We start from the raw sequence: 22426 nt of genomic DNA on the forward strand, positions 1-22426 counted from the left end.
AGATCGGGCTGCCATGATAATGGCTTCATTCGGTTGCAGGAAGGTACGGCTATCCTCTATAAACGGACGTAAGAATAGGATGATACAGAGGTGGGAGCGCAATGATCATTCTCTATGTATTGAATACCTTGCTGGCACTAATGATCGTCTTGGCCGTTTGGTTTCCGGCAGAGACGCGGCGCGTGCTGGAACGGTTGGGCCTGTGGGAATGGGTGCGAGGGATTGATCGCGTGGTTTTCAGCCGCTGGGTGGAACGACTAGGCACCTTCCTCGTGGTCGCCGCGCTGGCCCTGTTCATTTCCATTGCTCTGGGCGGGCATCCTTGGGATTGGGTTCTGCCCGCTGGAGAAGGACTCTTTTTTGGTGTTGCGTTGTGGCTAGTGGGGTACTGGTCGCGGCAGAAGCCTTGAGAGAACAGTCAGAACATCCTTACGGATCGCGAGGTGGAAAAAGATCCGGGAGATGTCATCAGCCCAGATCTACCGGTGCCACCTTCTCCCAACTTCCTGACGCAGATTGGCGGTGTTCGGAGGGATGCTTCCCTGTTTCAAAATATCCAGAGTCGGCAGAAACACCCGCGCGCCATGTTGCTGAAGATGGCGTCGAGCATGGCGGTAGAGGGCGACGGGCTGAGGGTGGCCGCCACGATAGGCCATGTCTACCAACAGCAGGTGCAAGATGCCGGCGCCAAAGCGCCAGATGTGCTCTACCTCTCGGACCCGACGGCGGAGCCGCACGGTTGCGGTGCTGGGGTGTAGATGTCCCTCTCGTCCCAAGGCCCAAATCTGCAGCGCATGCCCAAAGGTCTCCCACATGATCAGGCCACTCTGGCGGCTGTGGCGGAGGATCTGGGGGACCATGCGCAAGGTGCGTCGTGTCTCCCCTGTCCACAAGCTCATGGTGGCAAACATGACCTGCATGAACAGCCACATGTTGCCTTGCCGGTCGGGAGAAAGCTGGTCAATGGCCTGCTGAAAGCGTGCGATCCCCTGCTCCGGACGTCCCTGGAGAATATCGATGAGCCCCAAGTAGCCCATGGCGGCTTCCAAGGGCCGTTCGCCCGTGGCCTGTTGTATATGGGCTGCCCAATCTTCTGACCATCGATCCACGACCCGTCGCAGGTATTGTTGTGCGGGCCCCAGGCTACCGCGCCAGAACAGGGTCCAGCCCAGGGCATAGTTGGCTACGGAGCGGGTTGCGCGATCGGGCAGATCGGTGTAGTTCGTCTCGGCCAGGCGGATGGCCGCGCGCAGACCCGCGTGGCTATTCTCCTGGGAGCTGGCGGCGATCCACTGACCAAAGCGTACCCCCAAAAGGGCCCAACTCCCGTGTTCTTGTGTGGCGCAGATGGCGTCCAAGGCCTCCATGGCCTGCAGGACCGGTGCAGCGCTGTACCCATACAAGGCCCGCAAGGCAAAGTAACGGGTGGCCTCCAATTCCAGGCGTCGTGGGTCATCGTCAAGCAAATGGGCCAGGGCCGCATCGGCAAAAGCGACGGCGCCCGTGTAGGCACCCATGACGAGCGCTCGGCGGCTGGCCAGAAAGTAATACTTACGCGTCTCGGGCCAGGCTTCCGCCGCCGCGAAGTGGCTGGCAATGACCCCAACCTCGGCATAATCCCGCCGCACCAACTCTTCGGCCCAACGCTGATGGAGAGGTTGCCGATGCTGAGGAAGCAAGGCGTCGTACACGCTCCGGCGCAGTAGCTCGTGACGGAATTGCCAGTATTGGCCCTGATGGGTCAGGAGGCCGCGCTCCTCCAGAATCTGCAACTCCCCCTGCAATTCCGGCTGCGACCGTTCACCCAGGGCAGCAAGGTCACGCAGCTGAAACGGGGCGCCAATGACGGCTGCAGCCTGTAAGGTGGGCAACGCGCTGCCGCTCCGGGCAACATAGGCATCAAGAATCACTTCTACCTGGGCCGGTATTTGTTCCAAGGCGCGTTCGGCGAGGCTGGTGGCGAGGCCATCGAGATAGAGCGGAATTCCCCCTGCGCTTTGAATGATGGCTTGTTGAATGGGCGGCTTGGGTAACTGGGGCAGGCGCGCCGCCAAGAAGCGTCTCGCCTGGGCGTCATCCCAGGGGTACAAGCTGAGCACTCGTTCAGGGCAGGGCAGCGCGTCCATGGGCGGTGGCGCAGAGCGGCTGGTGATCAACACCAGGATCGGACGCTGATCCAAGTTACGGAGAAACTGCCGAAGCACGTCGAGGGATGCCGTGTCCGCCCAGTGCAGGTCTTCGATGACCGCAATGTGGTGTCGTGGCAGCAGATGGGTGGAGAGCAGTTCCAGCACACTTTCTTGCAGCAGGAAGCGATAGTCGTGGAGCAATTGTCCGGCGCTGTGCTGCCCCGCTTTGTCCTCCAGGCCCAGCCAAAAGCACCATAGTCGTAGCAGCAAGGGATCCTTGTCCCGCAGGAGGTCGAGCATCCGTGCCACCCGTTTACGGGCCGCTTCCCCGGTGAGCTCATCCAGGTGCAGGAGTCGCCGAAACGTGGCTGCCAGGGGATGCAGCAAGCTGTACTGCTGCAGAGGCTGACAGGCAAAGCGGACGATCGGACACTGGGTGGTCAGGGCGCCTAAGGCGTGTTCCAACAGTTGGGTCTTGCCCAAGCCTGCCTCCCCCACAATCCAGATGAGTTCACCCGTTTGTTGCGCATGTACCCGCTCGGCGGCGGCGACGATAATCGCCTGTTCCGTCTCACGACCAAAGAGCGGTAGGGATGGGATCGGGTTTGGAGAATCGCTATCCACTTGATAGGCGGTGACGGGGGCCTCGGCATCGGTAGCAGCGGACTCGACCAAGGCCTGGATCTGAATGCCTGGGCTGTTGGGTGCCAATAAGAAGCGCGCCGTCGCACTCAACACCACACCGCGCCCCGAACGTTGCCGGCGCGCAAGGTCTATGGCGTGGACAAAGAGTTGGCCGATGGGTGGGTGGGCGGCATCAACAATGACTTGACCGCAATCGATCCCGAGTTGGGCGGCTTGGGGAATCATTTTGCTCAATTGCTGCAGGGCCAGGGCAGCACGCAGGGCCTGTTGGGGACCGTCCTGACAAGGCACCTGGACGCCAAACAGCAGCTCGATGTAGCCCTGACTGGTGACCCGCAATTCGGCGTCGTGGGTTTGGGCAACGGCTCGTGCGGGCTCTAGGTAATGGCGCAGGAACTCGTGACGACCAACGTCGTCTTCGATTTCGTCCCGAAAGGTAATGACCAGGACGGTGACAAAGCGCAGTTGTGCTGGCCCAGTCGTCACGCTGGGGGCGGCTGTTACGGGTGCATTGGGCAGGGATTGTCGTGTGTGTTCATAGAACGCGGTGATCTCTGGTCCGGGTTTGTTACCGCTTTGGGTGATCTTGCGCTCCCGAAAAGTCTCGAAGAGATATAGGGCGTGGGTATCTTTACGCCCGAGTACGAGCAGTTGCATGGCAGCGAGGTGGGCTTGGTCGGATAAGGGAAATTGCTGTATCCATTGGTTCACCAGCCGCTCTCCGGCACTTTGGTCACCCGCCTGGTGCAGGTGCTGCAGGGCGCTGGTGTAGCGCAAGCACAGGTGCTTTTCGAGACGCTGGCGCTGATCGCGCAACCAGACAGGAAAGGCGTCGTCGCTATCCTGTTCCTCTCCTGGCAGCAATGGTCCGCGATACAGGGCGATGGCGCTTAAATTGACGCTAGGATCTTCGGTACTCGCCACTAAAAAGTCCTGGACGTCGGCGCTGAGGGGATAGGCGGGGTTCCAGGCAACACTCTGTCGGGACACCGCCAAGGGACTGCCGAAACGGTTATATACGGCAGATAACTGAAACAGGGCTTGGCGCAGCTGCGCCCGAGGGTCGGTGCTGCTTTCTTGGGAAAAAAGCTGTCGGGCAAGGTGGCTTCTCTCGTGAGAGCCGGGTTGTAGAGCCAGGTAAGCCAAGAGGCGACGAACCCCGCGATGCGGGGTCGGTAGCGTGGTCTGCCCTAGAACAAACCCGGGAGGGCCCAAAAGAGCGATTTTCAACGTTGGAATGCGGGTACGCATGGAAAGACTCCTTATTATCTTATTGTACTATAAGAAATAAATACAAAACGCACAAGAAACGATATATATGCTGCTTTATTGATAACATTCTCATCACAAAACCGCAGCGCGCCTTACTTACAGTTAATTGTAATGATAGGTGATGCGTACCACCGATTCGTCGCCCCTATAAGGAGAACACCGCTCATGAATGCTGTTTATCGCTTGATCTTTAGTCGCGCTACAGGCCAGCTCCAAGTCGCTTCGGAAATCGCACGCGCTGGTAACGCAGGGGTTGGGCGGCGTAAGGGTGCAGGCACGGCACCTCGCGCGGACCGCGCTCCCGCGCGAGCCCTTGGCCTTGGAACAGGCTTGCGTGCTGCCCTACGCTCGGCCTTGCCGCTATTGGTCTTGGGGGGCGGAGCGGCGTTGCCAGTCTTGGCTCATGCTGCACAGCAATCCATCAACAATAGCACTAGCAGTCTCACTATCACTGGCAGCGGCACAAGTTCAGTCATTGTTGGTCCCGGTGGCACGATCACAGGAACTCTTACAAACGAGGGAACGATACGAGGGAGCGCAAACACTTCAGGTATTAGCATCAGCGGTAGTGGTGTGATCGCGACACTCAGCAATAGTGGATCCATCGGTGGCAAGATTGCAGTGGGTAACTCGGGCAAAATTGATGACCTGATCAATCTCGGCGGTACGATCGCTGGCACGGAGGAAGGGTTCGTCAACCTGGGCTCCAGTGCTTCTGTGGGTACTCTGGTCAACGCAAGCGTGATTACTGGAGCGATTAGTGGTATTGAGAATAACGGCACGATTGCGACTTTATCGAACAGTGGTGCATTGATCATCGGCGGACACAGTGGTATTGCAAACGCAGGCTATATCGGTAACTTAATCAATAGCGGTACGGTCAGCGGAAACACTTTTGCAGGACTCCGCAACGCCTTTGGCAGCATCGGAACGGTGACGAACGTCGGTACTATTTCGGGCGCTGGTACAGCAGGTACTGGAGTGGTCGTCACTAATGGTGCTATTGAATACATGAATAATACCAGTGCGGGTAGCATTACTGGAGTAGCATCGGGCATTTTTAATGACGCTAGCATCGGTACGCTATCCAATTACGGTGTTATCAGTGCCAAAGAGGATAATGCCATAGAAAACCAGGGCACTATCGGTCAGATCATTAACGGTGGTTTGATTCAGGCGGGTAGCATTGGTGTTGCCATCCGGCTTGGGGGGGCCGGCACGACATTGACAAATACCGGTACCATTATTGCTGGGAGTTTGTCTTCCGCCATACTTATAGATAACAATAATCCATCAACACTCATACTTGGTGCGGGTAGTGACATTCAGGGTGCAATCGATACAGGGAGTTCTTCCAGTACGATTCTCATGAATGGTGCCCAGGCTGTGGGCAGTAATACGCCAATTCAAGGTTCCAATAGCACTCTGACGATCACTTCTGCTGGCGATGTCACCGTGAATGACAGTTGGACCTTGGCGACGGTAACGAATGATGGGACTCTGGCGGTGGGGGGGGGGCTGGTTGGTGCCAGCACCATTGCTCCGGGTACCTTAAGCTTGACCGGCAACTTCGCGCAGGGTCCTGGTGGCACCCTGGAAATGGCCATTACCCCCTCAGACAAAACGGCGGGCACAGACTACAGCCAACTGAGCATTACCGGTACGGCGAGCCTTGATGGCACTCTCGATATCGTGCCCAACGGCACGGCGTCGTCCTATACCTTGGGCGCAAATTATGACTTGATTCACGCCGCGGGAGGGTTAATCGGTACCTTTGCGAACGTAAACGGTTTGCAAGCGCTGACAAACTACGTCTATCCGCAGATGCGTTATGGGAAGAACGATGCAAACCTGGTCCTGGTGGCGGCTGGTACTCCGGCCCCAACACCGGCTCCGGCCCCAGCCCCGGCCCCGGCCCCGGCCCCAGCCCCAGCCCCGGCCCCAGCCCCGGCCCCGGCCCCGGCCCCGGCCCCGGCCCCGGCCCCGGCCCCGGCCCCAGCCCCGGCCCCAGCCCCGGCCCCAGCCCCAGCCCCAGCCCCAGCCCCAGCCCCAGCACCAGCTCCGGCACCAGCTCCAGCTCCAGCTCCAGCTCCAGCTCCAGCTCCAGCACCGGCTCCAGCACCGGCTCCAGCACCGGCCCCAGCCCCCGTCTACCCGTCTAGCGAGGTATTGAGCAAGGCCAACCTCTTCTATCAGGGGCGGGTAGTCGCGGCCTCTACCTTTGCCGTCAATATGGGCGCTATTAACCAGGCCCATAAATATCCGACTTATCTATGGTAGAATAGCGAGTATGGAACGGATAGATGTGCGCAAGTTGACGGTAGAGGGGCGGAATCTGCTTCGGCAGATGGTGCTGCGGCTACGCCAGCAGTCTGGTATGCGGGTGGAAGACCTGGCCAAGGTCTCTGGCGCCCATCCCTCGACCATTCGCGGGTGGTTGGCGCAAGCCAAACGAGAGGGGGGCAAAAGCCTTGATGAACGGCCGCGAGGGCGTCCTGTAGGGGCCTGTCGCAGATTGACGTTGGCTGCGGAAGCCTGGGTTCGGGATCAGATCGTGCAACGGGATCCGCGGCAGTTGCAAATGCCTTTTGCCCTCTGGACCCGGCCGGCCATCCGGCAATTGATCCGGGATCGCTTTGGGATAGATCTGCAGGTGCGCCTGGTAGGCAAGTACCTCAAGCGCTGGGGTTTTACGCCCCAGCGTCCGGTCAAGCGAGCGATGGAGCAGAACCCAGAAGCAGTGCGCCAATGGCTGGAAGTGGATTATCCCCAAGTCCGAGCGCGCGCCCTGCGCGAGGGTGCAGTGCTGTACTGGGGCGACGAAACGGCCGTCAAAGAGGACGCCCATTGGGTGCGTGGATATGCGCCCCAAGGCCAGACGCCGCTCCTCGAACATCCAGCACGATGGACCAGTCTGTCCATGATATCGGCGATCTCACCGCGCGGAGAACTTGCCTTTGAGATGGTGGAGGGCAGCATCAACACCGAGCGTTTCATCGCCTTCCTGGAAAAGCTGATCCGCCATGCCGAACAGAAGATCTTCCTGATCGTCGACAACTTACGGGTGCATCACGCCAAGGTGGTAACGGCCTGGCTGGCCGATAAGAAGGACCGCATTGAGCTCGTGTTTCTGCCGCCTTATGCGCCAGAGTCCAACCCGGATGAATACCTCAACCGGGATTTCAAAACGGCCCTACGCAACGGGCCTATGAGCACAGACAAAACCACCCTCTTGGCAAAGGCCATGGCCTTCATGAATGGTCTCTGTCTCCTGCCGGAGAAGGTCTCTCGCTATTTCCATCACCCTGCCGCTCGTTACGCTATGTTGGATATTTAAGGGCCTGGTTAATAATGCCGTAGTGTCTACCTTGTTGGACGGCGCCGGCCAGGTAGACGGACGGGATGGCCCGCAGTTTACCGATAGCCGCCTGGGGAGCTGGGTCAAAGGCTTTGGTGCCTTTGGACGCTCCGACGGTGCCAGCATCGAAAACTATGGCGGTGTGGCCGGTTACGGGCTGGCCGTCGATCCCCATTGGGTGGTGGGCGCGGCCTTCGCGGGCGCGGGCACCGGGGCGAGCACCTTCTACCAAAAGGTTACCACCAACAGCTTTGGTGGCTTTGCCTACGCCATCGATACCCAAGGCCAATTGCGCATCTCCGCGACCCTGGGCGCAGGCTATCTGCACCAAAACAGTAATCGTGGCATCTACACGCCCGATAATCAGCTCTATGAAACGGCCACCGGTGCGACCAACGGCTGGTACTTTGGTGCGGGCCTGCAGGGGCAGTATTTGATCCCCTTGGGGCAGAATTTCTTGATGCCCTATGGCCGGATCAACTACATCCATACCCAGTTCAACGGATTCAGCGAGCAGGGGGCGGGCAACATTGCCAACCTGAACATCACCTACGGCGGCATCCACACCAATGTGACAGCCTTCAGTGGCGGATTGCGTGCCGGCACGGATCTGAATCTGGGGGGTATGACCCTGATTCCTTGGGTCTCTTTGGGAGGCACGGCCTATGCCGGTACCTTGCACGTTGCCCAGGCAGAAACCGTGGGTCTGTTGAGTACCACCGAGATCGGGCTGGTGGCCCCCAACGGCGCCCTGGACACGGGCTTGGGCCTGATGCTGAAGGGGCATGCAGTGCCCTGGACCGTCAAGTTCAACTACAACGGCCAGTTCGCTGGTGATACCCATCTCAATCAGTTTGAGCTGTTGGCGAACTATCGTTGGTGATGCGATGAAGGACGGGAAGCCGGGACGATTGTCCGGGCCTTCCGTGGTAAGAAAACAGTGAACATTGCCGTTCACCAGTCTTTGGTGGGTGGCAAATAATCCTTACAGCGCAACAGACTACGAAATGCCGGAAGGACGCCCTATGAATCGCATCTACCGCTTGATTTTCAACCGTGCCCTGGGGTGTTTGCAGGTGGCGTCTGAGCACACCAAGGGCCACGCCAAGGCGCCGGGTACGGGCCGGGGAGCGCGCAGGCTGGCAAGGCACCTGACGCTGACGATGCTCTTGGCTTGCGGTATGCCGGGACTCTCCCAGGCAGCGGTGATGGCACTGAGCAGCACGACGGGCACCGCCGGTAAACCAGGACAAAAAGGGACTGGCTGGGCCGCGGGACTGCCGAATGAGGGAGTGCCTTCGGGAGGAGGTGCCCTGGGTGGCTACGGCCTAGCGGGCAGCAACGGCACCCTATCGACCATTTACGCCGACTACTGGGGCAGGGCGGGCGCTTATTATGGTAGTCAATGGAATCATCCTCTAGGGGTGCCGGGCAAACCGGGTAGCGAGGGTACGGGTACTGGTGGCGCCGGAGGGAACAGCGTCCATGCCGTTTTTTACGATTCCAAGAGCAGTGGCGGCGGCGGCGCGGGTGGCCTGCCGGCGTTTACGGGCCTGACGGCCAGTGATGACGATAGCGTAGCCAGTGGCGTTACCATTGCCGGTGGCGTCGGTGGGGCCGGTGGTTCTGGATCTTCTACTGCGGGCGGGGCGCTGGGAGAAAATGGCCCGGCGGGGTCGGACGGTGGCGGCGGTGGCCAGGGCGGCACAGCATTTTGGGGCAATGATTTCCAGCTCGACAATGGGGGCGAGATTGTCGGGGGTGCTGGTGGCCAGGGTGGTGCCGGCGCCAACGGCGCGGCTGGGGCAGACGCGCAGTCTGGCTATGGCCCGGGTGTTGGTGGTGCGGGTGGCACTGGCGCTGCCGGCGGTAGTGGTAATGACGCGGTCCAGGGTAGCGGTTTCACCATCACTAACGCGCTGACAGGCAGCATTGTGGGTGGAAATGGTGCCGCCGGTGGGACGGGTGGCGCGGGCGGCAGAGGGGGTACCGGCACCGTCAATGGCGTGAAAGGTGGGAATGGCGGCGCTGGGGGTGCTGGTGGCGCCGGCGGGGCCGGGGTAAACGGCAGCAATTTTTCGCTGATCAATGCGGGGACGATTGTCGGTGGTTCCGGCGTCGCGGGCGGTTTGGGTGGAGCCGCTGGCAAGGGCGGTACGGCCGGGTCCACTAGTGGTACGGTGGGCGCGAATGGCGTCGCTGGCCTGGACGGCGCGGGGGGTATCGGGGGGGCGGGTGTCGTCGCCACCGGTGGGTCGACGATTAGCAATACTGGCAGCATCGAAAGCGGTGTCAACGCCGCAAACTTTACCGGAACGACGGCGCTTGCTGCCGTGGAGTTCTCCGGCAGCGGGAACACCCTGACCAATACCGGCTCCATCATCGGGGTGCAGGGCACCGCCATCTCCATGACCGGTGGTGCAGACACCCTCATCCTCGACACCGGCAGTGACGTGCAAGGCACGATCAATGCCGGCACTACAGCCAGCACCGTGGAGCTGCAAGGCAGCCAGAACCTGGGCAGTATCGCCCCCATCAGCGCGCCCGATGGCACCCTCATCAATCAGGGTACCTTGAGCGGGCAGTCATACGGCATCGTCAACGTCGCGACCATTGGCACCTTTGTCGCAAATGCTGACGTGTTGGGCGCGCTCGCTGCTTTGAATAACAGTGGGACCATTTCCGCAAGCAAGACGGGTCTGTTCAATGATGGCTCCATCGCTGTACTGACCAATGGCGGCAGTATCAGCGGAGCAGGGCAGTACGGCATTCACGATAGTGGCCAGATGGGGCAGCTCATCAACGCGGGCGTCGTTACCGGAAAGACGGGCATTGATCTGGACGGCGCCAGCACGACCCTGAGCAACACGGGCACAATCATCGGCACGGGCGGTACGGCGATCAGCATGGCCAACAGCCCTGATACCCTGATTCTAGGCACGGGCAGTGACGTGCAAGGCACCATCAATGCGGGGACCACCGCCAGTACCATCCTGCTGGAAGGCGATCCAGTGATGGGCACAACCACGCCCATCAACAATCCGAACGGCTCTCTGACCATTGCCCAATCCGGTAACTGGACGGTAAACGACACCTGGACTGTGGGCACGGTCAGTAACCAAGGCATCCTGACCATCGGCGCGGTGACGGGGACGACCACGGCGCCGGGGCTGCTGAACCTGACGGGTAATTACGTCCAGGGTTCGACGGGCACCCTGGCCATGCTGGTGACACCGCAAGGCACGACGGCGGGTACGGACTACAGCCAGTTAGCCATCACCGGCTCTGCGCAGCTGAACGGGGTGCTGGATATTCTGGATATGGGCAGCTTTGTCCAGGGCGATGCGGGCAATACCTATGATCTGATCACCGCCAGCAAGGGAATTGCCGGCACCTTCGCTCAAGTCAACTATGACCCAGCCTTTGCCAGTTATCTGACGCCGGTGATCAGTACCGTGGGCAATGATCTGGTCCTGACCTTGGATGCGGCGACAGCCGCGCTCACAGTGGCAACGATTGCGACCTCCGTTCCTGAATTCACTGTGGATGTCAGCAAAACCAACGGTGTGGTGGTAGCAACAACGGGCACGATTTCCGGGACCTTGTCCAATACCGGAGTGTTGTCGATCAACGCTCCTCCCTTCATTCAAAATTCTGGTGTGATAGGGACGCTGGAAAACTCCGGGATTATTAACTCGACCCATGGCGATGTCATAGACAACGCTGGAAGTGTATCGGTATTGAGTAATTCTGGCACGCTGCTTGGGAATCGTGTTGTTGTTTACAATTATGGAACGGTTGGTGATTTTTCAAATCTTGGATTGATTCAGGGCGAGAGTAATTCGCTAGACGGCCTATATAATCTTGGATCGATGGCCACTTTGAGCAATTCTGGAACCATAACCAGTATCAAAACTGGTATTGGCCAGGGTGGAACTATTGGTCAATTTAGCAACAGTGGACTGATTTCTGGCAGTTTGGGCGTAGATTTTTACACATCTGATTCTACCTTGGACAACACCGGTAGAATTGTGGGTACCAGTGGTACCGCTGTCAGTATTGGCGGCGGGCCAAATACCCTTATTCTGGGTGCCGGTAGTACCATACAAGGCACTATCAACGCTGGCACTACGGCCAGCACCCTGGAGCTGCAAGGCAGTCAGAACCTGGGCAGTATCGCCCCCATCAGCGCGCCCGATGGCACCCTCATCAATCAGGGTACCTTGAGCGGGCAGTCATACGGCATCGTCAACGCCGCGACCATTGGCACCTTTGTCGCAAATGCTGACATGTTGGGCGCGCTCACTGCTTTGAATAACAGTGGGACCATTTCCGCAAGCAAGACGGGGCTGTTCAATGATGGCTCCATCGCTGTACTGACCAATAGCGGCAGCATCAGCAGCACCATTGACGGCATCTCCAACAGCGGCAGCATTGGTAGTCTGAACAATGAACAGGTTGGCATCATCTTCGGTACCATTGATGGCATCTCCAACAACGGCAGCATTGGCAGTCTGGCCAATGTTGGTGCTACTAACGGCGAGTTTGGCGTTTCCAATTATAACGGCAGCATTGGCAGCCTGAACAATGAAAAGGGCGGCAGCATCATCGGTACTGCTGTCGGTATCTTAAACAGCGGCAGCATTGGCAGCATTGGTACCCTAAGCAACAGTGGCAGCATTGGTGGAGGGGAGTACGGCATTCAAGACAGTGGCCAGATGGGGCAGCTCATCAACGCGGGTGTTGTCACCGGAAAGACGGGCATTGATCTGGACGGCGCCAGCACGACCCTGAGCAACACGGGCACGATCATCGGCACGGGCGGTACGGCGATCACGATTGCCGGCAGTCCAGACACCTTGATTCTAGGCACGGGCAGCGACGTGCAGGGCGCGATCAATGCCGGCACGACGGCCAGTACGATTTTGCTGGAAGGCGATCCAGTGATGGGCACAACCACGCCCATCAACGATCCGAACGGTTCTCTGACCATCACCGGCGACTGGACGGTAAACGACACCTGGACTGTGGGTACAGTCAGTAACCAAGGCATCCTGACCATCGGCGCGGTGACGGGTACTACCACGGCGCCAGGAATGCTCAGCCTGACGGGAACGTATATTCAAGGCACCACGGGCACCCTGGCCATGCTGATCACGCCCCAGGATGCCACACCCGGCACCGATTACAGTCAGCTTGCCATCACCGGCTCTGCGCAGCTGAACGGTGTGCTGGATATTCTGGATATGGGGAGTTTTGTTCAGAGTGATACTGGTAATGCCTACGATCTGATCACCGCCAGCAAGGGAATTGCCGGCACCTTCGCTCAAGTCAACTATGACCCGGCCTTTGCCAGTTATCTGACGCCCAAGTTCAGCTATACCGCGACCGACGCCATCCTGACCCTGGATGCCACGGTTATCCCGCCGACCATTGCGACCATCTCCACGAGTATTGCGGATTTTGCCATCAACAGTAGCAAGACCAGCGCCGTAGTCGTTACGCCCACAGGCACGGTCAGTGGCAGCTTAAGCAATGCCGGGAGCATCAGCACGGCCGGAATAGCCATCAATGACAACGGCAGCGTGGTCCAACTGGTCAATACCGGACGGATGCAAGGCAAAACAGGCGTCAATTTAGTTGGCGCGAGTAGTACCTTGAGCAATACCGGCACGATTATCGGCACCGGCGGTACGGCTATCAGCATGGTCGGCAGCCCTGATACCCTGATCTTCGGCACCGGTAGTGACGTGCAGGGCACCATCGATGCGGGCACGACGGCGAGTACGGTGGAACTCGATGGTGCAACGCTGGGGACGGCGGCACCGATTGTCCTGACCAATGGCACTTTGTTGAACGCAGGCACTGTGCCGAGCGGCGGCATCGGGATACTGGTGACGCCCACGCTAGTGGCCAAGCCACTTGCTGCCGAGGTCTTGGGTAGTCTGGCGATCCTGAACAACCAGGGCCTAATTCAGGCAAACTCGCCCATGGCTGTTGATGCGCAGAGCAGTGTGGGTACGGTAATCAACAGTGGGCAGCTCGTAGGTATCGGCACTTTGGCCAGCAATGCGTTTGGTAATGCCGGGTCCATCGGATCTTTGATCAACACGGGACAGATTTTGGCCACACTAGGGACCGTCGGCCACTCCTTTGTCTCGGCACTTGGTAATACGGGGGGTAGCATCGGAACGCTGGTCAATGGCAGCCTGGGCCGCTTGCAGGGCGTGGCGACGGGCCTAACCAATGGCGACAATTCGACCATTGGTAGCCTGAGTAACAGCGGCAATATTTCTGGCGGTCTGGAGGGCGTGGATAACCTGGGCGTTATTGACACCATGATCAACGCGTCTTCAGGCTCCATCAGCGCACTGCGTAATGCGGATTCTGGCACGATTGGGGGCAATAAAAAGACGGCACTGAATAATGTCGGCAGCATTGGATCTCTATCGAATTCCGGGACAATCCACGGTACGGTCTCCGGTCTTTACAACGCCGGTAGCATTGGTACGTTGAACAACCAGACGACGGGACAGATGAATGAGGTTTTCCTCTTCTCTGGCAGCGTTGGCCAACTGAATAATGCGGGCAGCATCAGTACGGTAGGCAGCGTTGGTCTGGAGCTTTTTAACCTGGGAACTCTTGGCACCCTGAACAATAGTGGTGCCATCAGTGGTGGCAGCGAGGCCCTGATCAACCAAGGAATAGTGACGAGTTTAGTTAACAGCGGGACTATCCTTGCCGCCGGCACCGGCCTGGGCAATGGCGGGACAATCACTGCGCTCAATAATTCAGGAACCATCACCAGCCAGCATGTCGCCGTGAGCAATAGCTATGGCACTATCGATAGCTTCCAGAATACCGGTACGGGAACTATCAACGGTGGCAAGACCGGGGTGTTCAACGAAGGCGTGCTAGGTAGCCTGGGCAATGGGGGTGTTGTAACGGGCAGCATCACGGGCGTTTTAAATCAGGCTAGTATCGGTACTCTGATTAACATCGGTACCATCAGCGGAGCAGGGCAGTACGGCATTCAAGACAGTGGCCAGATGGGGCAGCTCATCAACGCGGGTGTTGTCACCGGAAAGACGGGCATTGATCTGGACGGCGCCAGCACGACCCTGAGCAACACGGGCACGATCATCGGCACGGGCGGTACGGCGATCAGTATGGCCAACAGCCCTGATACCCTGATTCTAGGTACGGGCAGCGACGTGCAGGGCGCGATCAATGCCGGCACGACGGCCAGCACGATTTTGCTCGAGGGCGATCCAGTGATGGGCACAACCACGCCCATCAACGATCCGAACGGTTCTCTGACCATCACCGGCGACTGGACGGTAAACGACACCTGGACTGTGGGTACGGTCAGTAACCAAGGCATCCTGACCATCGGCGCGGTGACGGGCACCACCACGGCGCCAGGAATGCTCAGCCTGACGGGGGATTACGTGCAAGGCTCCACGGGCACCCTGGCTATGCTGGTGACACCTCAGGATGCCACACCCGGCACCGATTACAGTCAGCTCGCCATCACCGGCACGGCGCAGTTGAACGGCGTGCTGGATATTCTGGATATGGGCAGCTTTGTCCAGAGCGATGCGGGCAATACCTATGATCTCATTACGGCCAGCAAGGGGCTGACGGGCACCTTTGCCTCGGTCAATTACAACCCGGCCTTTGCCAGTTATCTGACGCCCAAGTTCAGCTATACCGCGACCGACGCCATCCTGACCCTGGATGCCAAGGCCCCGGCCCCAGCACCGGCACCAGCACCAGCACCAGCACCAGCACCAGCACCAGCACCAGCACCGGCACCGGCTCCAACACCGGCTCCAACACCGGCTCCAACACCGGCTCCAACACCGGCTCCAACACCGGCTCCAACACCGGCTCCAACACCGGCTCCAACACCGGCTCCAACACCGGCTCCAGCACCAGCTCCAGCACCAGCTCCAGCACCAGCTCCAGCACCAGCACCAGCTCCAGCTCCAGCTCCAGCTCCAGCACCAGCTCCAGCACCGGCTCCAGCTCCCGAGTTGGTTCCCTACCCCACCAACGAGCCTCAGCTGGTCTCCAAGGACTTCAATACGGGGTATAGCGCTGTCAATGCTCCCTATATCAACAATCAATCCTTACATGTAGCCCTGAATACCGTGTTGGATGGTTCTCAAGGCGTACTCGCTGCTGACGGCAAAATGCACTTCACCAGCACGCGCCTGGGTACCTGGGCGAAGGGATTTGGTGGTTTTGGCCGTAGCAATGGCGACAACGTCAGCGATTACGGTGGCGTTCTGGGCTACGGAGCCCGTGCTGGCCGCCATTGGGTACTGGGAGTCGCCCTGTCTGGCTCCGGCACAGACACCAGCTCCGTCTACCAGCGAGTCAACGGCCACAGCTTTGGCGGCTTTGCCTACGGCATCTACACCCATGGCCACCTGCGCATCTCCGGTGACTTGGGTGGGGGCGTCCTGACCGCTGACAGCACCCGCGATTTGCTACCCACTAGCCTGGTGGCCAATGGGAGCACCCAGGGCACCTTCCTAGGTACGGGTATCCAGATGCAATACTTGGTACCTCTCGATCACGCTTTCCTCATTCCCTATGGCCGGATGACCTATCTGCATACGGCCCTGTCTGCGTACACCGAGCATGGCGCTGGCCTACTCGACTTGCAGCTGGGGCGTGAGGCCACCAATATCGGCGACTTGACCCTCGGGCTCCGGGCCGGCGTTGACCTGCACGCCCAGGGACTGACCTGGGTCCCTTGGGTGTCGGCAGGAGGGAGCGCCAATGTCGGCACACTGCACCTCAATGTCCTGCAAAAGGTCGGTCTAGCGGGTGCCAACGAAAATATTGCCCGCACCCTGGTTGCCCCGGCGGGTGCCTTTGATCCCGGTCTTGGCTTGACGGTTCAGGGACACGGTCCCTGGATTGCGAAGTTCGCGTGGCAGGGGCAGTATGCCGGCAACACCCACTACAACACCTTTGATCTGATAGCGCGCTACCAATGGTGACACCAAACTCTCCCCTCGAAACCCCTAGCATGACCCTTCCCGAGGCCCTGCAACGGGCCAACGCCCATTGGCAGGCCGGTCAGGCGGCACCTGCGCAGCAGCTCTGTCAGCGTATTTTGGCGGCCGTGCCCGGTCAGCCCGATGCCCTGCACCTGCTTGGCCTCATCGCCCACGCATACGGTGACACCGAGCAAGCCATCGTCATGCTGGCCCAAGCGACCGCCCATCCCCAAGCTGCCCCAGTGTATTTCAGCAACTTGGCCGAGCTCTACCGTCTGCGCGGTCGACTACCAGAAGGTGAGGCGGCTGCACGGGCTGCCCTGGACCGGGCCCCCGAACTGGCCGGAGCCTGGAACAATCTGGGTATCCTTCTGCAGGAGATGGGGCGCTACGACGAGAGTCGGGAGTGTTTGGAACGAGTGCGCTGTCTGGAGCCCAACAACCCCCAAGTGCTCAATAATTTGGGAAATACCTGTTTGCGACAGGGCGATCTGACCCAGGCGGAACAGTATTGGCGTGAGGCCATTACCCAGGATCCTGGGTACGCCCAACCTTATAGCAATTTGGCGAAAATGCTCACGGATCGCGGGGACCCAGAGGCCGCGCGGGCAGCTGGACGGCAAGCCATTGTTCTCAACCCCCACTTGGCGGATGCCTACATCAACCTGGCCGCTGTTGAACTCGAGGCCGGGCAGACGGCAGAAGCCTTGCATTGGCTGCACGCCCTGCTGGCCTTCGCGCCCCAGCATGCCGGTGGCTTGGCAACACGCGCCATCTTGTATGTGGAGCAAGAAAACCTGCTGGCCGCAGCCGCTGATGCCGAGGCGGCGGTAGCCCTGGCACCCCAGTCGGCAGACGCCCACTATGCCCTCGGACGCGTCCGGCAGGCCCAAGGCAGCACTGATGCTGCCCTGAGCGCTTTTGTCCGAGCCGCTGAGCTCCCCGGTACCAAGACCGAAGACGCGGTCATCGCGGCGGCGGTTCTGCATATGGAGGAGGGGCATAAAGAGACCGCCGATCACACCTTCGCCCAGCTGATTGAACGTTTTCCGCAGTCAGCTAGTGCGTGGTACAACTGGGCCGACTTGCACCAATTCGGTCCCGAAGATCCCCGGATCGCCCAGATGGAGGCCCTGCTGGCCAGCCCGCAGCGTCTGCCCCGGGATCAAATGCGGCTGCACTTTGCCTTGGGTAAGGCGTTCTTGGACGTTGGCGATGGGGATCGGGCCTTTGCCCACTTTCATGCCGGCAATGCCCAAAAAAGGGCGAGCTTTGCTTACGATGCCGATCAGGTTTCGGTCTGGACCGACGCCATCATGGGGGTGCTCACCCCGGAACGCTACCAAGCCCTGACTGGTCAGGGCCAGGGTCAAGATGAAAAGGACCCTGGTCAGCCGATTTTTGTGCTGGGTCTGCCCCGTTCGGGCACCACCCTGGTCGAGCGGGTGTTGGCTGCCCATTCTCATGTCCAAGCCGGGGGCGAACTCAGCGCCCTGCAGCAGGTCATGAGCGAGCAAAACTACCCCGAGGTCTTGACCCAGATCACGCCCGGCAAGTTACAGGAGTGGGGCGCGGCCTATCTGGCCAAGACCGCACCCCTGGCAGGAGGGCACCATTACCTGATCGACAAGATGCCCGGCAATTTCTTCTATGCGGGTCTCATTCCCTTGATCCTGCCCCAGGCCAAAGTCATTTGGTGTCGCCGGGATCTGGTGGATACGGGGCTGTCCTGCTACACCAAACTTTTTTCCGGTGAGCAGCGGTTTTCCTACCGACTCGACGAGATTGGCCGCTTTGCCCAAGACGCCTCGCGCTTGCTCACCCACTGGCAGGCGTTGCTCCCGCCTGATCGCTTCCTGATCGTGGATTACGAAGCGCTGGTCGCGGACTTCGAGCCCCAGGTACGGCGTCTCTTGACCTTCCTGGGACTCGACTGGGAGACTGCGATCAACGACTTCCATCGTCGGCCTGGCCGGGTGCGCACGGCCAGCGTCAACCAGGTCCGAGAGCCTCTGCATGGGCGCGCCGTGGGTCGTTGGCGGCCCTATGCTGCCCACCTTCAGCCCCTGCTGACGACACTGGGCGTTGACCCGGAGGCGGCACCGAGCCCGGCGCCTGATCATCTGCCCGTCGCTGCCCCCACCAGCGCAGGGCGACGGCGCGCCACGACCCCCTGACATGTCCGGACCCCCCAGCCCGTCCCTTGAAGTCGTGGCCCGGCTGCTGGCCCATGGCCAGGCATTGATTCACGCCGAGTTGCCGGCGGCGGTAGACACCTTGCTCCGGCCCTATCTCGCGGGAGGAACGGCGCCTATTCCGCTGTGGAAGCTGCAGGTCCTGGCCTTACGGCGACAGGGCCGCTTGGCCGAGGCTTTGCCCATCCAGCAAATGATCGTCGATACCGTTCCTGGCGATCTACCGGCCCGTTATGACCTGGCAGAGATGCTGATCGCCAGCGGCGATTTTCAGCGTGGCTGGCGGGAGTATCGTTATCGATACGATCTCACGCACACCAAGGTCCTGACACGTCACGTGCAAAAGCCGCGCTGGAGCGGCCAGCCTTGCCCCGGGCAAACGCTGCTGATTCATGACGAGCAAGGCTATGGCGATACCTTCCAATTCCTGCGCCTGGTGCGTCCGGCCCAGGCCCGTTTTGCTGGGCGGGTGGTGTTAGAGGTCAACCCCGAGGCCCTACCCTTTGCCCAGCGGGCCTTTTCTGACCTTGAGGTGACTCCGCGTGGGGCCTTGCCTCCCGACTTCGATGTGCATGCGCAACTCATGGATCTTCCCGCCGCGCTGGGCCTGGAGTTACACGACCTTCCCGGTAGCATCCCCTATCTCAGCGCCGATCCCGCCCGCCAGTTGTCCTGGCGCCAACGTTTGGACGCGCTGCTCGGGGCAGGGACGCCACGGGTCGCCCTGGTGTGGGCGGGCCGACCCACCCATCCCAATGACGCCAAGCGCTCCATGCATCTGATGGATTTTGTCCCGCTGGTATCGGCAAATATTCCTTTCCTTGCCCTGCAAAAAGGCCCGGCGGCTCTAGAGGCCGCCCCCAAGGGGTTGAGCCTCCACCGTCTGGACACGGAGATTCATAGCTTTGAAGATACAGCAGCCATTCTTGCGGAGACCGACCTATTGATATCCGTAGACTCATCACCGGTGCACCTGGCCGGCGCCTTGGGCAAGCGGGCTTGGGTCTTGCTGCCTTTTGAGGCGGAATGGCGGTGGATGACCCAGCGGCGGGATACCCCGTGGTATCCCAGCCACCGACTGTTTCGCCAGCCTCGCCCCGGCGATTGGCAGGCCGTGTTGGCCGAAGTCGTGGACGCTTTACGAATGGAGCCCCTATGCCCCTGCAACTGATGCACGTCGATGCCATCGCCCTGACCGCCTGGGCGGGCTTGCTGAGCCCCGGCGAATGCCAAGAGCTCATCGGTATTGGTCGCCAGCTGTTGCAACCCGCCATGGTCACGGATGAGCGGACGGGTGCTGAAGTCAGTCATCACCAACGTATTTCTGAAATGGCATGGCCCCGCCGGGAGGATTTCCCCCTTCTGGGCAAGATCGCTGACGGCATTGCGCGACTGACCGGGGTCCCGGTGGCCTGCCAAGAGCCTTTGCAAATCCTGCACTATCGCCCCGATGGGGAATATCAACCCCATTTCGACGCCTTTGCCAGTGATAGTCCCGCTTTGGCGCATGGGGGTAATCGTCAACTGACTCTGATTCTTTATCTCAATACCGTTGAGGCTGGTGGAGAGACGGCCTTCCCGGAGTTGGGGCTACGCGTGTTTCCTATTGTCGGTGGCGGCGTGCAGTTTCGCAATCTTGATGATCAGGGCCTGCGTCATCCCCTCTCCCTCCATGCGGGCCTGCCCGTAGTTCAGGGAGAAAAATGGATCGCCACCCAGTGGATTCGCCAGAGTCCTTACGCCGGATGAGCGGTGGATCAACAGAATTCGCGGCGCCGTTCCAGGATTCGACGATATTCCTCTGGATCCCGCAGAGCCGTGAGTTGACCGGCGCGGGGGAAGTGCTTGGCCTCCAAACGCAGCAGCCAGAAACGTAGGGCAGCGGCCCGCATGTAGGGAAACCACAAGCCATGCTCCCGCCGCTCGAAGGGACGCACACTCTCGTAGGCCTGCCAGAGCGCGGCGGCGAGATTCTTGTCGAGACTGCCATCGGGGAAGGAGCACCAGGAGTTGGCTACTACCGCCAAGTCGTAGAGCCAAGCGTCGTCGCCGGCATAGTAATAATCAATGGTACCGGTGATCTCCACGCCCTGGAACAAGACATTGTCGGGGAACAGATCGGCATGGATGACCCCACCGGGAAGCTTGTCGCGCAGCCATTGTTTTTGCGCCTCGCGCTCGTCGACCAGGAGTTCGCGTTCCGCCGGGCTGAGTTTGGGGATCAGGCGCCGCCCGGTCTCCTGGCACCAGTTGAGACCCGCAGGATTGGGGTGCTCCTCGGGGAAGTCGCGCCCGGCCAGATGCATGCGCGCCAACAGTTGGCCGAGGGCCGTAATCTCCCCCTCGCTCGCTGCCCGGTCTTCAATCGACTGCCCGGAAAGGCGCTGCACAATGGCCGCCGGCTTACCGCAAAGCTGTCCCAGAATCTCGCCGTGGCGGGCATGTACTGGGGCCGGGCAGGGAATACCGTGTTGACTAAGCCATTCCGTTACATGCAAATAGTAGGGGATTTCGCTGACTGGCAGGCGCTCAAACAGGGTCAGAACGAATCGCCCGGCGCTGGTGTCGAGAAAATAATTGCTGTTTTCGGTGCCGGCACAAATGCCCTCGATTTTTTCCAAGCTGCCCAAGTCATAGTCGGCCAGAAAGCTCGCCAGGTCGGCGTCGGGGATGTCGGTGTAGACGGCCATGGATTACCAGCGCAGCAGAATCCATTGGGGAACGTCCATCCGCTCGGCGTCGGAATTGGGTTCGCGGGTAAAGCCGTGACCATTCCTGTTGACCAGGTAATAGGGGGGGAAGGGCTTGGGGGGAATCACCTTGACCATATACATCTGCCCATCGGCCTTGAATTCCTCGATCTTGGAACCCTTGGGCACATGCAGTTCGGCCTTTGGGACACTGTGCTTGGGGGGAGCGAGACGAGGCAGGTGGTAAGGATACTTTTCTGGGCCACCATCCGCCAACGCGACAGCCGTGAACAGGAAGGCAACGAGACCCAAGAACAGCGCAAAATGACGTGACATGATGGAGTTCCTCCCTCAGAGGTTGAGCAGGGCCTCGGTTTCCGCCGCCGATGGAGCAAAACCGCGTTTCTCATAATGGTTGAAGATGGTCGCGACCACCGCATCCGGATCATCCAGCACCGTGACCAGCTGCAGATCTTCCGGATTGATCGTACCGTGGGCCAGCATTGTGCTCTTCCACCATTCGATTAGCCCACCCCAGAATTGCGAATCAAAAAGAATGATGGGCATGCGTCGGGTTTTCCCAGTCTGCACCAGGGTCAGGCATTCGGCTAGCTCGTCCAGGGTGCCAAAGCCGCCCGGCATGACCACGTAGGCGGCAGCATATTTCATGAACATCACCTTGCGCGAGTAGAAATGTTCGAAAGACAGGGAAATGTCCTGATAGGGATTGCTGTGTTGTTCATGCGGCAGCTCGATATTGAGGCCGATACTGAAGCCGCTCCCTTGGTGTGCCCCGCGATTGGCGGCCTCCATGATGCCGGGACCGCCGCCACTGATGACCGAAAATCCAGCGTTGGAGAGCTTTTCCGCAATCGTCAGGGTTTGTTGATACCAGGGATGCTCCTCGGGCAAGCGGGCGGAGCCGAAGATGCTGACGCAGGGCTCGACCGCCGCGAGCTTCTCATATCCGCGCACAAACTCCGCCATGATCTGGAAGATTTTCCAGGCTTCGCGGGTGAGGCGACTCTCACCGCCGTCACGGAGTCTTTCGCTGTCTAGGGGTGCGCGCATGATGTGGGTCTACCGTATCGCCGCCAATTTTCCGTATTATGGCGGAAAG

General features: G+C 59.8%; 12 protein-coding genes. 8 read left to right on the top strand and 4 right to left on the bottom strand.

Going from position 1 to position 22426, the window contains the following annotated elements:
• The first annotated feature begins 101 nt into the window (after window positions 1–101).
• The gene (locus M5D89_RS03325; protein ID WP_248884384.1) at window positions 102–410 is read left to right on the top strand and encodes a hypothetical protein; all 309 of its coding nucleotides are present in this window, start codon (window positions 102–104) and stop codon (window positions 408–410) included.
• Window positions 411–479: 69 nt separating this feature from the next.
• Here M5D89_RS03325 and M5D89_RS03330 read toward each other — a convergent pair whose 3' ends face one another.
• Window positions 480–4025, bottom strand: a complete 3546-nt coding sequence (locus tag M5D89_RS03330) for an ATP-binding protein (RefSeq protein ID WP_248884386.1) — start codon at window positions 4023–4025, stop codon at window positions 480–482.
• Between the two features lie 186 nt (window positions 4026–4211).
• Here M5D89_RS03330 and M5D89_RS03335 point away from each other — a divergent pair, with 186 nt between their 5' ends.
• The 7 genes from M5D89_RS03335 (at window position 4212) to M5D89_RS03365 (ending at window position 20365) form a co-directional block, all read left to right on the top strand.
• Window positions 4212–6326, top strand: a complete 2115-nt coding sequence (locus M5D89_RS03335; protein WP_248884387.1) for a beta strand repeat-containing protein — start codon at window positions 4212–4214, stop codon at window positions 6324–6326.
• A 10-nt stretch (window positions 6327–6336) separates the two neighbouring features.
• Window positions 6337–7383: an IS630 family transposase gene (locus tag M5D89_RS03340; protein WP_248884388.1), complete on the top strand. Its 1047-nt coding sequence runs from the start codon at window positions 6337–6339 to the stop codon at window positions 7381–7383.
• Between the two features lie 22 nt (window positions 7384–7405).
• Window positions 7406–8287 carry an autotransporter outer membrane beta-barrel domain-containing protein gene (locus tag M5D89_RS03345; protein WP_248884390.1) on the top strand — a complete coding sequence of 294 codons (882 nt, stop codon included), beginning with the start codon at window positions 7406–7408 and terminating at the stop codon, window positions 8285–8287.
• Between the two features lie 142 nt (window positions 8288–8429).
• Window positions 8430–16421, top strand: a complete 7992-nt coding sequence (locus M5D89_RS03350; RefSeq protein ID WP_248884392.1) for an ESPR-type extended signal peptide-containing protein — start codon at window positions 8430–8432, stop codon at window positions 16419–16421.
• A gap of 29 nt (window positions 16422–16450) precedes the next feature.
• Window positions 16451–18598 (top strand): tetratricopeptide repeat-containing sulfotransferase family protein, encoded by a 2148-nt coding sequence (locus M5D89_RS03355; RefSeq protein ID WP_248884393.1) that lies wholly within the window; start codon window positions 16451–16453, stop codon window positions 18596–18598.
• A 1-nt stretch (window position 18599) separates the two neighbouring features.
• Window positions 18600–19787, top strand: a complete 1188-nt coding sequence (locus M5D89_RS03360) for a glycosyltransferase family 9 protein (RefSeq protein WP_248884395.1) — start codon at window positions 18600–18602, stop codon at window positions 19785–19787.
• A complete protein-coding gene (locus tag M5D89_RS03365) occupies window positions 19772–20365 on the top strand; it encodes a 2OG-Fe(II) oxygenase (protein ID WP_248884397.1) in 594 nt (197 codons plus the stop codon). The genes M5D89_RS03360 and M5D89_RS03365 overlap by 16 nt, the downstream gene beginning before the upstream one ends.
• Before the next feature lie 8 nt (window positions 20366–20373).
• Here the strand turns inward: M5D89_RS03365 and M5D89_RS03370 are convergent, their stop codons facing one another.
• Genes M5D89_RS03370 through M5D89_RS03380 form a run of 3 tightly spaced genes read right to left on the bottom strand, consistent with a single transcriptional unit; the run spans window position 20374 to window position 22377 of the window.
• Entirely contained in the window at window positions 20374–21306 is a 933-nt protein-coding gene (locus M5D89_RS03370; RefSeq protein ID WP_248884399.1) for a homoserine kinase, read from the bottom strand.
• A gap of 3 nt (window positions 21307–21309) precedes the next feature.
• The gene (locus tag M5D89_RS03375) at window positions 21310–21642 is read right to left on the bottom strand and encodes a DUF2782 domain-containing protein (RefSeq protein WP_248884401.1); all 333 of its coding nucleotides are present in this window, start codon (window positions 21640–21642) and stop codon (window positions 21310–21312) included.
• A 15-nt stretch (window positions 21643–21657) separates the two neighbouring features.
• Window positions 21658–22377 carry an LOG family protein gene (locus M5D89_RS03380; RefSeq protein ID WP_248884403.1) on the bottom strand — a complete coding sequence of 240 codons (720 nt, stop codon included), beginning with the start codon at window positions 22375–22377 and terminating at the stop codon, window positions 21658–21660.
• Window positions 22378–22426: the final 49 nt, after the last annotated feature.

Origin of the sequence: Acidithiobacillus acidisediminis (assembly GCF_023277115.1) — a bacterium.
Classification (GTDB): Bacteria; Pseudomonadota; Gammaproteobacteria; order Acidithiobacillales; family Acidithiobacillaceae; genus Igneacidithiobacillus; species Igneacidithiobacillus acidisediminis.

Excerpts from the sequence above, each read along its gene's own strand:
- M5D89_RS03325 (WP_248884384.1), top strand. The coding sequence starts at position 102 with ATGATCATTCTCTATGTATTGAATACCTTGCTGGCACTAATGATCGTC.
- M5D89_RS03330 (WP_248884386.1), bottom strand. The coding sequence starts at position 4,025 with ATGCGTACCCGCATTCCAACGTTGAAAATCGCTCTTTTGGGCCCTCCC.
- M5D89_RS03335 (WP_248884387.1), top strand. The coding sequence starts at position 4,212 with ATGAATGCTGTTTATCGCTTGATCTTTAGTCGCGCTACAGGCCAGCTC.
- M5D89_RS03340 (WP_248884388.1), top strand. The coding sequence starts at position 6,337 with ATGGAACGGATAGATGTGCGCAAGTTGACGGTAGAGGGGCGGAATCTG.
- M5D89_RS03350 (WP_248884392.1), top strand. The coding sequence starts at position 8,430 with ATGAATCGCATCTACCGCTTGATTTTCAACCGTGCCCTGGGGTGTTTG.
- M5D89_RS03355 (WP_248884393.1), top strand. The coding sequence starts at position 16,451 with ATGACCCTTCCCGAGGCCCTGCAACGGGCCAACGCCCATTGGCAGGCC.
- M5D89_RS03360 (WP_248884395.1), top strand. The coding sequence starts at position 18,600 with ATGTCCGGACCCCCCAGCCCGTCCCTTGAAGTCGTGGCCCGGCTGCTG.
- M5D89_RS03365 (WP_248884397.1), top strand. The coding sequence starts at position 19,772 with ATGCCCCTGCAACTGATGCACGTCGATGCCATCGCCCTGACCGCCTGG.
- M5D89_RS03370 (WP_248884399.1), bottom strand. The coding sequence starts at position 21,306 with ATGGCCGTCTACACCGACATCCCCGACGCCGACCTGGCGAGCTTTCTG.
- M5D89_RS03375 (WP_248884401.1), bottom strand. The coding sequence starts at position 21,642 with ATGTCACGTCATTTTGCGCTGTTCTTGGGTCTCGTTGCCTTCCTGTTC.
- M5D89_RS03380 (WP_248884403.1), bottom strand. The coding sequence starts at position 22,377 with ATGCGCGCACCCCTAGACAGCGAAAGACTCCGTGACGGCGGTGAGAGT.